Source organism: Cupriavidus oxalaticus (assembly GCF_004768545.1).
Lineage (GTDB): Bacteria > Pseudomonadota > Gammaproteobacteria > Burkholderiales > Burkholderiaceae > Cupriavidus > Cupriavidus oxalaticus_A.
Genome location: NZ_CP038635.1, coordinates 551,309 through 563,095 on the forward strand (window position 1 = coordinate 551,309; position 11,787 = coordinate 563,095).

General features: G+C 68.9%; 11 protein-coding genes. 2 read left to right on the plus strand and 9 right to left on the minus strand.

What is annotated here, in order from left to right; translation table 11 throughout:
- Positions 1 to 194: 194 nt before the first annotated feature.
- The 3 genes from hmpA to E0W60_RS37515 all read right to left on the minus strand — a co-directional run bounded on the left by hmpA (position 195) and on the right by E0W60_RS37515 (position 2,371).
- A complete protein-coding gene (gene hmpA / locus E0W60_RS13385; RefSeq protein WP_135706211.1) occupies positions 195 to 1,406 on the minus strand; it encodes an NO-inducible flavohemoprotein in 1,212 nt (403 codons plus the stop codon).
- A gap of 157 nt (positions 1,407 to 1,563) precedes the next feature.
- Complete coding sequence (gene moaC, locus E0W60_RS13390; RefSeq protein ID WP_135704531.1) at positions 1,564 to 2,049, minus strand: cyclic pyranopterin monophosphate synthase MoaC; 486 nt, start codon at positions 2,047 to 2,049, stop codon at positions 1,564 to 1,566.
- 169 nt (positions 2,050 to 2,218) lie between these two features.
- Positions 2,219 to 2,371 carry a hypothetical protein gene (locus tag E0W60_RS37515; protein ID WP_240746013.1) on the minus strand — a complete coding sequence of 51 codons (153 nt, stop codon included), beginning with the start codon at positions 2,369 to 2,371 and terminating at the stop codon, positions 2,219 to 2,221.
- Between E0W60_RS37515 and E0W60_RS13395 the strand changes: the two genes are divergently transcribed.
- Positions 2,370 to 3,962 (plus strand): M48 family metalloprotease, encoded by a 1,593-nt coding sequence (locus E0W60_RS13395; RefSeq protein WP_240745977.1) that lies wholly within the window; start codon positions 2,370 to 2,372, stop codon positions 3,960 to 3,962. The two genes, E0W60_RS37515 and E0W60_RS13395, sit on opposite strands and share 2 nt — an antisense overlap.
- A gap of 27 nt (positions 3,963 to 3,989) precedes the next feature.
- Here the strand turns inward: E0W60_RS13395 and E0W60_RS13400 are convergent, their stop codons facing one another.
- The 6 genes from E0W60_RS13400 to E0W60_RS13425 all read right to left on the minus strand — a co-directional run bounded on the left by E0W60_RS13400 (position 3,990) and on the right by E0W60_RS13425 (position 8,586).
- Complete coding sequence (locus E0W60_RS13400; RefSeq protein ID WP_135704535.1) at positions 3,990 to 4,556, minus strand: DUF2946 family protein; 567 nt, start codon at positions 4,554 to 4,556, stop codon at positions 3,990 to 3,992.
- Between the two features lie 43 nt (positions 4,557 to 4,599).
- The gene (locus E0W60_RS13405) at positions 4,600 to 5,694 is read right to left on the minus strand and encodes a YheT family hydrolase (RefSeq protein WP_133093807.1); all 1,095 of its coding nucleotides are present in this window, start codon (positions 5,692 to 5,694) and stop codon (positions 4,600 to 4,602) included.
- A gap of 87 nt (positions 5,695 to 5,781) precedes the next feature.
- Positions 5,782 to 6,222, minus strand: coding sequence for a YybH family protein (locus E0W60_RS13410; RefSeq protein WP_133093808.1), 441 nt, complete (start codon positions 6,220 to 6,222; stop codon positions 5,782 to 5,784).
- 18 nt (positions 6,223 to 6,240) lie between these two features.
- A complete protein-coding gene (gene waaF / locus E0W60_RS13415) occupies positions 6,241 to 7,263 on the minus strand; it encodes a lipopolysaccharide heptosyltransferase II (protein ID WP_135704537.1) in 1,023 nt (340 codons plus the stop codon).
- A 112-nt stretch (positions 7,264 to 7,375) separates the two neighbouring features.
- The gene (locus E0W60_RS13420) at positions 7,376 to 7,570 is read right to left on the minus strand and encodes a zinc-finger domain-containing protein (protein ID WP_133093810.1); all 195 of its coding nucleotides are present in this window, start codon (positions 7,568 to 7,570) and stop codon (positions 7,376 to 7,378) included.
- A 95-nt stretch (positions 7,571 to 7,665) separates the two neighbouring features.
- Entirely contained in the window at positions 7,666 to 8,586 is a 921-nt protein-coding gene (locus E0W60_RS13425) for a branched-chain amino acid transaminase (protein WP_135704539.1), read from the minus strand.
- A 192-nt stretch (positions 8,587 to 8,778) separates the two neighbouring features.
- Between E0W60_RS13425 and E0W60_RS13430 the strand changes: the two genes are divergently transcribed.
- Positions 8,779 to 11,778 carry a DEAD/DEAH box helicase gene (locus E0W60_RS13430; protein ID WP_240745923.1) on the plus strand — a complete coding sequence of 1,000 codons (3,000 nt, stop codon included), beginning with the start codon at positions 8,779 to 8,781 and terminating at the stop codon, positions 11,776 to 11,778.
- Positions 11,779 to 11,787: the final 9 nt, after the last annotated feature.

Below are 11,787 nucleotides of genomic sequence, written 5' to 3' on the forward strand. Positions count from 1 at the left end.
CAGTGGCAGCCGGCCGCGACATGCGCCGGCCCGCAATCGTATTGAATACCAAATTGTCGTGCGCAGGCGCTGCGGCGGCGCATGTGGAAATGTGGCGTTACCTTTATTACCGAGGAACGACAGACTGGCCGGACGCCGTGAACCGGCGCGGCATGACAAGTCCGTCGTTCCCGGATGCGCCCATGCGTGCCGGCCTATTCGGCAAACAGGTCCGGACCAAACACCTCGTAGTGAATGCGCGCTTCATGGACGCCAAGATTCTTCAGTGCATCATGCTGCATGCGCATGAAGGGAATCGGGCCGCAGATGTAGTAGTCGGCGTCGGGCAGCAGGATCGACTTTTCGATCAGCTTGACGTCGACCAGCCCCGCATAATCGTAGTCGCGCCCTTGCACGTCCTCAGGCAGGGGCTGGTCATAGAAAACGATCAGTTCGAAGTTCTCATAGGTCTTCGCCGCCTCGCGCAGCTTGTCTCGCATGGCATGCACTGCACTATTGCGCGCGCCATGGGTGAAAACGACTTTCCGCGGCGGCGCCTGCAGCGCGGTCTTGAGCATGCTGATCATCGGTGTCAGCCCCACGCCGCCGCTGATCAGCACAATGGGCGTCTTGGCGTTGACGTCGATATGGAAACTCCCATATGGCGTAGCCAGCTTTACCTCGTCGCCGACATTGACGTGATCGTGCAGCAGGTTTGAAACATAGCCAGGAGGCTGGGTGCCGCCGCCTTCCCGTTTGACCGAGATCCGATAGCTGCGCCCGTTCGGCATATCGGACAAGCTGTACTGGCGGATTTGCTGCAGGCCTAGCGCGGGCACGTCGACGGCAATGCTGGTGTATTGACCGGGTTTGAAGTTTGCTACCGGCTTGCCGTCGACCGGTTCGAGAATGAAGGACGTAATCACGCCGCTCTCGGGGCGCTTCTCGCGGACCACAAAGGACCGCCACCCGGTCCAGCCGCCGGTCTGTTCGGCCGAACCTTCATACAGCGCGCTTTCCATGCCCATCAGGACATCGGCGAGGTTGCCATAGGCTTGTGCCCACGCTGAGATGATTTCCTCGGTCGCTGCGCTGCCCAGGACTTCCTTGATGGCCGCCAGCAGATGCTCGCCGACGATCGGGTACTGCTCCGGCTTGACGCCCAGGCTCGCGTGCTTGTTGGCAATGTTGTTCAGCACGGCCATCAGGCTGCTCGGGTCTTCGATATTCTCCGCATACGCGTAGACCGCCCGCGCCAATGCCTGCTGCTGCTCGCCCCGTTCCTGATGCGCCATGTTGAACACATTCTTAAGTTCGGGGTGCGCTTCGAACATGCGCTTATAGAAGCACTTGATAATGTCGTAGCCGTGTTCCGCCAATACCGGCGCGGTGGCTTTCACAATGTCCTTTGTCTTCTGCGTCAGCATTGCGTCTCTCCTTTGGCAAGGTGATGGGAGCCAGCCGGGGACGCTGGGTCCATGCGGGCGCGAAGCGCGTTTCCCGGCTGCCCTGAGCAATGTCTAGTCTAGGTGCCGCGATTGCCGTTTGGCGCGTGCCGATCCACGGGCGCTGCAGCCAGGCCGCTCACTGGCCGGCGGCCGCCACCCAGTCGCCCGACTTCCCGCCATGCTTTTCCAGCAGCTTCACGTTGCCGATCACCATCCCCCGGTCCACCGCCTTGCACATGTCGTAGATCGTCAGCAGCGCCACCTGCACTCCGGTCAGCGCTTCCATCTCGACGCCGGTCTGGCCGCGGGTCTCGGTGCGGACGGTGCAGGCGACGGTGGCGCTGGCCTCGTCGAGCGCAAAGTCGACCGCGACCTTGGTCAGCCCGATCGGATGGCATAGCGGGATCAGGTCGGCGGTGCGCTTGGTGGCCATGATCGCGGCCACGCGCGCGATGCCGAGCACGTCGCCCTTCTTGGCACTGCCGTCGCGCACCAGCGCGAAGGTGTCGGGCAGCATGGTGATGGTGCCGGTGGCCACGGCTACGCGGTGCGTGCTGGCCTTGTCGCCGACGTCGACCATGTGGGCCTGGCCGGCGGTATCGAAATGGGTGAGCTGGGTCATGGCAGGGCTTGGTGCAGGGGGCCTTTGGCGGGGAGGAGAACCGTCTGATGGGAACGGCCACCGGAGGCCGCTATCATAGCAACATGCCAAAACAACCATCGCTTCGCAGGTCTGCCGCGCCCGGCCATTGTGCCGCTGCGGATGCCGCGCCTGCCGGTTCGGCGTCACATCATGGTCGCCCCGGGTCGCCATGGCGGCGGTCGCTGGCTGCGCTGCTGGCGCTGAGCATGGCGTCGCCGGCGTGGCCGCAGGCGACGACGCGAACACCGGCCGCTGCCCCGGCCTCTGCCGCGGCCGCGCCGGCCAGGCCGGTCGCGTCCATGCGGGCGCCGGAGCCGGTGCCATCATTGTCCGGCGAGGCGAGCGACCAGGTCTACGACAACCTGAACCGCAGCATCAAGGCGGGCCAGAAGTCCGAGTTCGGCCTGCGCACCAACAATCCGGTGGTCGAGAGTGGCGGGGTGCAGCTGCCTGACCTGGGCGACCCGTCCACGGCATCGCTGTCGCCCGACATGGAAAAGCGCCTGGGCGACCGCATCATGCGCGATATCCGCCGCGATCCGCTGTACGTGCCGGATCCGCTGCTGTCGGACTACCTGAACGCGCTCGGCTACCGGCTGGTGCAGGCGGCGCGGCGGCAGAACATCTCGGGCTCGACCGGCGCCGGTACCTTTGCCACCGGCTTTGACCTGTTCGCGGTGCGCGACCGCAGCATCAACGCCTTCGCGCTGCCGGGCGGCTATATCGGCGTGCATACCGGGCTGCTGGTGCAGTCCGATACCGAGTCGGAACTGGCCTCGGTGCTGGGCCATGAAATCGGCCACGTGATGCAGCGCCATATCGCGCGCGGCATCACGTCGCAAGACCAGTCGATGTGGATTGCGCTGGCGTCGATGGTGCTGGCCGGCCTCGCCGCCACGCGCAGCCCCGATGCCGCGGCGGCGCTGGCGATGGGCGGGCAGGGCGCCGCCGTTGCCAACCAGCTGTCCTTCTCGCGCGGCGCGGAGCGCGAGGCCGACCGTGTCGGCTTCCAGATCATGACCGCGGCGGGCTTCGACCCGCAGGGCATGCCCGATTTCTTCGCGCGGCTGCAGCGCGTGTCCGGCATCTCGGAAAGCTCGGTGCCGTCCTATGTGCGCACCCACCCGCTGACTTCGGAGCGTCTCGCCGACATGCAGGACCGCGTGAGCCACGCCAACGCGCGCAAGGTGCCCAATACGCCCGAGTACGAGTTCGCCCGGATGCGCGCGCGCGTGATCCAGGAATCGTCGCCGAGCGATCTGCAGGCCTTGCGCAATGCACTGCGCGCGCAGCTGCCGGGTGCCTCGTCGCTGCGGGCGCCGGCGCTCCACTATGGGCTGGCTTTCACCGAACAGCGGCTCGGCCGCCCTGCCGCCGCCGAACAGGAATTGGCCGAGGCGCGGCGGCTGTACGGCACCATCCCGGGCGCAAGCTCGGGCAGCCCCATGCTGGACGTGATGGCGATCCAGCTGGCGCGCACGCAGGGCCGCGTGCCCGAGGCGCTGGCGCAGGCCACGGCCTCGATGAAAGCCTTCCCGCTCTCTCATGCGGTATCGGTCGCCTATGCCGAGACCCTGGTTGGCGCGGGCCGCTATGACGAGGCAGTGCGCTTCCTGCGCGAACGCACGCGGCAGGAAACCAGCCGCAGCGATTGGTGGGAGATGCTGGCGCGCGCGTACGCCGGCCAGGGCAAGCGGGTGCAGCAGCACCAGGCGCTGGCCGAGAAGTACGCGATGGACGGTGCCTACCAGGCTGCGATCGAACAGCTGCAGATCGCGCGCAAGGCCGGTGACGGCGACTTCTATACGCTGTCCGAGGTTGACGCCCGCCTGCACCAGCTGGAGCGCCAGTATCGCGAGGACAAGCAGGACAGCAAGGGCATACCGAACTGAGGCAGGCCCGGCCAGGGCCGGGCGGCGTCAGGCCGCCGGCTGGCGCACGAAGCCGAAGCGCTTCGGCACTTCGCTCTCCGCGATCGGCTCGATCGGCAGGTCGTGGCCGTCGTGGTGGAACAGGCCGACTTCGGTGCCGCAGGCCTCGCCGTGCCAGGTGCTGCTGCCGCTGAAGGTTTCCAGGTCATGGTCGTGCAGCAGCGCCACCTGCGTGCCGTCCACGCCGTCGACCTTCCCCGACAGCACCACGTTGCCATGCTCGTCCGCGTAGCAGGATTGCAGCGCAAAGGGCTGGTGCGAGGTTGTGCAAAGCGCGCCCTGGTGCAGCCGCACGATCCACGGCGCGTACGCCAGCGCCACGAACACCTTCTGCGGCCCGTTCTGGAAATACCACGCGCCGCGCTCGTCGCACAGGTAGTTGCGCTCGATGAAGGCGACCAGCGCTTCGTTGCGCACCGGCTCGCCGGACAGGCCGTGCTGCTGGGCGTATTCATTGCGCAGGCGCCACTGCCCGCGCCGGTCCAGCGCGAGCCAGCCATACGCATTGGGCACGTTGGGCCAGCGCGCCATGGCTTGCCTGACGATGTCGTCCATCTCCGTCTCCTCTGCCGGCAAGGCGCCACGCACGCCGCCGGCTTTACATCATGCTGTCGAAAAAACGCAGGATCCGCGCCGGCAGCCATTCGATATGGCCGCCGAACGCCACCCCCGACTGGCTGTCGGGCAGCCACAGATGGCGCCGCCAGCCTTCATGCGGGGTCATGAAGCCGACATGGCCGCCGTGCTCCGGCTGTTCCAGCCAGACCTGCGGGCTGACGTCGGCCGGGCCGGGCAGGTGCCGCCCGGGCAGGAACGGATCGTTGCGCGCATTGAGCACCAGCGTGGGCACGGCGATCGCGCCGAGCACCGGCTTGCTGGCGGCGCGGCGCCAGTAGTCGTCGGTATCGGCATAGCCGTGCAGCGGCGCCGTGACCACGTTGTCGAAGGCGTACAGGTCGCGGCTGGCCAGCATCGCCTCGCGGTCGAACAGGCCGGGGAATTGCTGCAGCTTGGCCAGCGACTTGCGCTTGAGCGTCTGCAGGAACATGCGCGTATAGAGCATGTTGAAGCCGGCCGACAGCGCCGCGCCGCCCGCGGCCAGGTCCAGCGGCGCCGAGATCGCGGCCGCGGCGTGCACATGGCTGGCACCGCTGCCGTCCTCGCCCAGCAGGCGCAGCAGCGCGTTGCCGCCCAGCGAGATGCCGACCACCAGCAGCTTGCGGCCCTGGGCGCAGTGCCGGCGGTGCACGCGTTCCAGCACCCAGCGCAGCTCGGCCGAGTCGCCGGAGTGGTAGAAGCGGGGCGCCAGGTTGAGCTCGCCCGAGCAGCCGCGGAAATGCGGGACCACGCCCTGCCAGCCGCGCGTGCCCAGCGCATGCATCAGTGCCTGCGCATAGTGGCTGCCGGAATCGCCCTCCAGCCCGTGGAACATCACCACCAGCGGCGTGTCCGGCTGCACCGGGTGGGTGGTCCAGTCCAGGTCGATGAAGTCGCCGTCAGGCGTGTCCCAGCGCTCGCGCCGGAACGCCACGCGCGGCGGGCGGCGCGTGAAGCGGGCGGGGATGATGGTCTGGGCATGGCCGCCGCGCAGCCACCAGGGCATGTCGATGCCGTCGCCGTAGCCGTGGCCATGCTCGTGCGGCGCGGCGGCGACAGGCAAACGGTGCGTCAGGAGATCGGGGCGCTGCGTCATGCCAGCTCGGTAATACAGTCTTGCGGTGTTGCCGTCTCGCAGTCCTGCTCGGTTGCAGCCGGGCCGCGCGGCCTGGCAGGCAAAGGCTCAGTGCAGCGCCTGGCCGGGTGCCGCAGCCACCGCGGCCACCTGCACGGCGTTGGCCGGGCTGCAGTGGACATGCGCCAGGCGCCAGCCTTCGTGGTTCTGCATCAGCACATAGGTGGTGTGCACGTACAGGTCGGCCTCGACCCGGTCGCTGCCAAAGCGCAGCGCCTCGGTCACGTCGAAGATCGACACGGCCATCGATGCGTGGCTGCTGGTTTCGATCGCGTCGACCAGCACCGGCTGTTCTTCCAGCAGCTGCGAGAACGCCTGGCGCAGCTGCTCGTGGCCGATCATGCGCTGGCCGTCGGGCAGCACGCAGGTGATCGAATCCTCATCCAGCCACAGGCGCAGCGCGCCCTCGGCGTCGCGCAGCTTGAGCGCCTCGCGGAAAGCTTCGACGATGTCTTCGGCAGAATCGAACAGGCGGGCAAAACGAGGCATGGTGGCAGTGTCAGGGTATCAGGGCCGGTGCAGCAGCTTGCGCAGCTCAACGAAGACCATTTCGGGTTCGATCTCTTTCAGGCAACGCAGGTGGCCCAGCGGGCACTCGCGCTTGAAGCACGGGCTGCACTCCAGCTGCAGCCACATGATACTCGCAGCCTGTGACAGCGGCGGCGTGTGGCGCGGATCGCTCGAGCCATAGACCGCCACCTGCGGCCGGTTCAGCGCCGCGGTCACGTGCATCAGGCCGGAATCGTTGCAGACCGCGGCCTCGGACAGCGCCAGCAGGTCGACGGCATCATCCAGCGAGGTCTGGCCGCACAGGTTGCGCACGAACGGTGCGTCCTTGACGATCTCGGCGGCGATCTCGGCGTCCTTGGCCGAGCCCAGCGTGATCATCTGCGCGTACGGGTAGGAGCGCCGCAGCATCTGCGCCAGTTTGGCGAAGTGGCCGGCCGGCCAGCGCTTGGCGGGGCCGTACTCGGCGCCCGGGCAGAACGCGATCACGCGCGTGTGCGGGGCGATGCCGAAGCGCTCGGCGGTGGCCGCCACGCGCGCCGGGTCGATGCGCAGGCGCGGCTCGGAGAGGTTCTCGGGCAAGCGCGCGCCGGGCTTGAGCGCGAGCCGGGCATAGTGCTCGACCATCGGCGGACGGTGGTCGCGCGGCGGGTTGGCATGGCGCACGTTGAGCATGCCGAAGCGCGCTTCGCCACGGTAGCCGATGCGCAGCGGAATGCCGGCCAGCCACGGAATCAGCGCCGACTTGAGCGAATTCGGCAGCACGTAGGCGAGGTCGTAGCCTTCGTTCTTGAGCTGCTGCGCGAACATCAGCCGCGCCGACAGCTGCAGCTTGCCGTGCGCCAGGTCGGACGGGAACACGCGGCCGATCTCGGGCATGCGCGCGAGCACGGGCGCCACCCACTTGGGCGCGAGGGCGTCGATGACCAGGCGCGGATGGCGCGCCTTGAGCAGCGCGAACAGCGGCTGCGCCATCAGGGCGTCGCCGATCCAGTTGGGGGCGATGACGAGGGCTTTCTTCATGGGCGGGGCGCGGAGGGCCGGTTCGCCGGCGCAATCGCCGGGAACAGCAACGCCCCGGAGCACCAACTGGGGGCCCGGAGCGTCAGGGTCGTGCGAAAACCGGCGGCTCGGATCAGTGGTGGCCCTTCAGCACGGTGCCCGGCCTGAGCTTGTAGACGGTACCGCAGTACGGGCACTTGGCTTCGCCGGTGTCGGCCACGTCCAGGAACACGCGCGGGTGGTAGTTCCAGGCCGGGGTGTTGGCGGTGGGGCAGTGCAGCGGAATGTCTTCGGCGCCGATTTCGATGATGGTGGCGGTTTGCGTCATGGTGTTGCGGGGATTGAGGCTTGCTGTTCGTCAAAACAAGGCGTGCCCCGCGCGCACGGCGGCGGGTGCGGGGCACGAGGGCTGGCGGCCGGTGCTCAGACCAGCGTCAGCCACTTCCTGTACTTTTCGTTGGTGCCGCCCACGGCGGCAAAGAACGCGTCCTGGATCTGCTTGGTGACCGGGCCGCGGCGGCCTTCGCCGATGATGCGGTCGTCCAGCTCGCGGATCGGCGTGACTTCGGCGGCGGTGCCGGTGAAGAAGGCTTCGTCGGCGCAGTACATCTCGTCGCGGGTGATGCGCTTCTCGCGCACCTCGATGCCCAGGTCGCGCGCGATGGTGAGCGTGGCGTCGCGCGTGATGCCGTCCAGGCACGAGGCCAGGTCCGGGGTGTAGATCACGCCGTTGCGCACGATAAAGACGTTCTCGCCCGAGCCTTCGCTGACGTAGCCCTCGGTGTCGAGCAGCAGCGCTTCGTCATAGCCCAGGCCGGTCGCTTCCTGGTTGGCGAGGATCGAGTTGATGTAGTAGCCGCTGGCCTTGGCGCGCACCAGCGACACGTTGACGTGGTGGCGGGTGAACGACGAAGTCTTCACGCGGATGCCGCGCTCCATGCCTTCCTCGCCCAGGTAGGCACCCCACGGCCACGCCGCGATCGCCACGTGGATGGTGTTGCCCTTGGCCGACACGCCCAGCTTTTCCGAGCCGATCCACACGATCGGGCGGATGTAGCAGGATTCCAGGTTGTTGGCGCGCACCACTTCGCGCGTGGCGGCTTCCAGGGTGGCCTCGTCGAACGGCATGGCCATCTGGAAGATCTTGGCGGAATTGAACAGGCGGCGGGTGTGCTCTTTCAGGCGGAAGATGGCGGTGCCTTCGGGCGTCTTGTAGGCACGCACGCCCTCGAACACGCCCATGCCGTAGTGCAGCGTATGCGTCAGCACGTGGATCTTGGCGTCGCGCCATTCGATCAGCTTGCCGTCCATCCAAATCTTGCCGTCGCGATCCGCCATCGACATGTCTGTTCTCCCAGCGCCGTGAAAGTAGCAAAAACGACATTGTAAGCCCGGGGGGCATGGGTGCCAACGCGAGTGGCGGGGGGAGAGCGTACGAAACCAGCGCCGCGGCGGACTAGAATCCTCATTTCCGTGCGTTTGCCGGCTCGACGGTTGCATCGTCAGGGCCTGCTTCCGACGCCAGTCCATTTCGTCGTGCCTTTGACCACACATTCCGACCCGCATGCCGAACCCGGCCAGCCTGGCTGGGAGCAGGCGCTGGAAGCGCTGCGCGCCCTCGCCAGCGCCGAACCCGTCGCCGCCGGCGAGAGCGGCCGCCGCCTGCTGTGGGCGCTGACGCTGGAGCCGGACGGCGCGGTGGCCACCATCGAGCCGTTGGAGCAAGTGCGCGGCGCGCGTGGCTGGGGCAAGCCCAGGCCGGTGCCGCTGGCGCGCGTGGCCGAGGACGACCGGCTCGAGCCGTGGGACGCGCGCGTCGCGTGCGCGATCCGGCGCGATGCCTCGCACAACCGGCGCTATGTGCTGGACCGCGCCGCCGCCGCCATGGCGCTGGTCGGCCACCCGGCCGTGGTGCTCGCCCACGCGCCGGCGCAGACACTGGAGGTGGTCGAGGACGCGCCCGCGCTGGAGGCCGTGCACAGCGCTGGTCGCTTCGTGCTGCGCCTCTATCCGCCGCTGCGCGAGGCGCCGGCGATGGAGGCCCTGCTGCCCGCCGCGGCGCGCCAGGAGGCGGAGGCGCTGCGCCAGGTCACGGTGCTGCGCGACGGGCCGCACCGGCTCAAGGTGCTGCGCTTCACCCCGGCGCAGTTCGACGCCGCGCGGCTGATCGGCGACGGGCTGGCGATCCCGGAGGATGGCCAGGCCCAGCTCGATCGCACGCTGCGCGCGCTGGCCGGCCATTTCCAGGTCCACGCCGACCAGGCTGCCGGCTCGCGCACGGTCGAGGCCGAAGCGCGGCTGCGCGCGGAGGTTGCGCCGATCGGCGGCGTGGCCGGGCGCGGTATCACGATGCGGCTGGTGGTCACGCCGCTGGGCCAGCTCGGGCCCCGGCTCGCGCCGGGCGCGGGCAGGGAACGCCTGATGGCCGCGGTGCGCGGCGAGACGCTGGTCACGCAGCGCGATCTCGATGCCGAACTGGCCAGCGTGGCCGAGGTCTTCGCCGCGCTGCCGGTGCTGGTCACGCAGTCGCCGCCGGGCGGTGAATATACCTGGACGCTGGACGATCCCGAAGACGCGCTGACCGTGCTGGAGGCGCTGCCCGGCCTGCCCGCGGTGCAGGCTGTGGAATGGCCGCGCGGCAAGGAAATCCGCATCGTGCCCGCCGACCTGCCGCAGCTCGGCGTCCACATCGAAAGCCGTGGCGCCTGGTACCGGCTGGCCGGCGAGCTGCGCGTGGCCGAGGGGCTGGTGCTGGAGCTGGGCAAGCTGATCGACTGGACCGGCAGCCACGCCGGCCGCTTCGTGCCGATGGGGCAGGGTGTCTTCGTGGCGCTGACCCGCGCGCTGCGCGGCCAGTTGCACGACCTGGCGTCGGTGGCCGAACGCATTCCCGACGGCATCCGCGTGCCGCAGATGGCCACGCCGTGGCTGGACGACGTGCTGGCCGGCGCGGGCATCGATCCCGACGCCCACTTCCGCCAGCGCATCGCCCGCCTGCGCGCGGCGCGCGACACGCCAACCACCGTGCCCGCCACGCTGGCGGCGGAGCTGCGCCCCTACCAGGAAGCCGGCTACCGCTGGGCCATGACGCTGGCCGCCTCGGGGCTGGGCGCCTGCCTGGCCGACGACATGGGCCTGGGCAAGACCGTGCAGGCGCTGGCGGTGCTGGTGGCGCGCGCGGCCGGCGGCGCCGCGCTGGTGATCGTGCCCACCTCGGTGTGCGGCAACTGGGCCGCCGAAGCGCGACGCTTCGCGCCGACCCTGAATGTCCAGGTCTATGGAGAGAGTGCAGAGAATGCGCGCGATACGCTGCTGGCTCAGGCAGGCCCACATGACCTGGTGATCGTCTCGTACACGCTGCTGCAGCAGGCGCGCCAGGATTTCTGCGCGCGCGACTGGCATACCGTGGTCGCTGACGAAGCGCAGGCATTCAAGAACGCCGTCACGCGGCGCGCGCAGTCGATGTTCGAGCTGCAGGCGGATTTCCGTATGGCATTGACCGGCACGCCGGTGGAAAACCGGTTGGCCGAGCTGTGGTCGGTGATGCGCTTCTGCAACCCGGGTTTGCTGGGCTCGCTGGCCCGTTTCAACGAACATTTTGCCAATCCGATCGAGCGCGGCGGCGTGCGCGAGGCCCGCCGGCGCCTGCGCCGCATGATCGCGCCCTTCGTGCTGCGCCGGACCAAGGCCCAGGTGCTCGACGAACTGCCGCCGCGCACGGAGCTGGTGATCCGCGTCGAGCCCGACGCGGTCGAAGCCGCGCACTACGAAGCGCTGCGCCGGCAAGCGCAGACCCAGGCCGAAGCCGCGCTGGCGCGCGTGGAGGCGGTGCGCAAGGCCACGCAAGGCGCGCCTGCAGGGGCAAAGGCGCGCGCCCTCGCGCAGGCGCAGCAGCAATCGCAAGCGCGCATCCATGTGCTGGCGCAGATCATGCGCCTGCGCCGCGCCGCGTGCGACCCGCGCCTGGCCACGCCGGAAATCGGCAGCCAGCTGCGGGAGGGGGAAGAGGGCGCCAAGCTGCGCGCCTTCGTCGCTCTGGCGAGCGAACTGGCCGCCAGCGGCCACAAGACGCTGGTGTTCAGCCAGTTCGTCGATTTCCTGCAGCTGCTGCGCCAGGGCCTGGAGCGCGCCGGGCTCGCGCTGCAGTACCTGGACGGCGCCACGCCGGCGGCCGAGCGCACGCGCCGCGTGGCCGCCTTCCAGGCGGGCGAGGGCGATGTCTTCCTGATCAGCCTGAAGGCAGGCGGCTTCGGCCTGAACCTGACCGCGGCCGACTACGTGATCATCGCCGACCCATGGTGGAACCCCGCCGCCGAGGACCAGGCCATGGGCCGCGCGCACCGCATCGGCCAGCAGCGCCCCGTGACGGTGTACCGGCTGATCAACGCCGGCACCATCGAGGAGCGCATCGTCGACCTGCACCGCGACAAGCGCGCGCTGGCCGACGGCTTGCTGGAGGCGGATGACGAAAGCACTGCGGGAACCGGTGCGCCATTGCCGGATATCGACGACCTGGTGGGCCTGCTGCGCCGCTGAGCGTCACGC

Coding starts and splice junctions, on each gene's coding strand:
- hmpA (WP_135706211.1), bottom strand. CDS start 1,406: ATGCTGACGCAGAAGACAAAGGACATTGTGAAAGCCACCGCGCCGGTA.
- moaC (WP_135704531.1), bottom strand. CDS start 2,049: ATGACCCAGCTCACCCATTTCGATACCGCCGGCCAGGCCCACATGGTC.
- E0W60_RS13395 (WP_240745977.1), top strand. CDS start 2,370: ATGCGGGCGCCGGAGCCGGTGCCATCATTGTCCGGCGAGGCGAGCGAC.
- E0W60_RS37515 (WP_240746013.1), bottom strand. CDS start 2,371: ATGGACGCGACCGGCCTGGCCGGCGCGGCCGCGGCAGAGGCCGGGGCA.
- E0W60_RS13400 (WP_135704535.1), bottom strand. CDS start 4,556: ATGGACGACATCGTCAGGCAAGCCATGGCGCGCTGGCCCAACGTGCCC.
- E0W60_RS13405 (WP_133093807.1), bottom strand. CDS start 5,694: ATGACGCAGCGCCCCGATCTCCTGACGCACCGTTTGCCTGTCGCCGCC.
- E0W60_RS13410 (WP_133093808.1), bottom strand. CDS start 6,222: ATGCCTCGTTTTGCCCGCCTGTTCGATTCTGCCGAAGACATCGTCGAA.
- waaF (WP_135704537.1), bottom strand. CDS start 7,263: ATGAAGAAAGCCCTCGTCATCGCCCCCAACTGGATCGGCGACGCCCTG.
- E0W60_RS13420 (WP_133093810.1), bottom strand. CDS start 7,570: ATGACGCAAACCGCCACCATCATCGAAATCGGCGCCGAAGACATTCCG.
- E0W60_RS13425 (WP_135704539.1), bottom strand. CDS start 8,586: ATGTCGATGGCGGATCGCGACGGCAAGATTTGGATGGACGGCAAGCTG.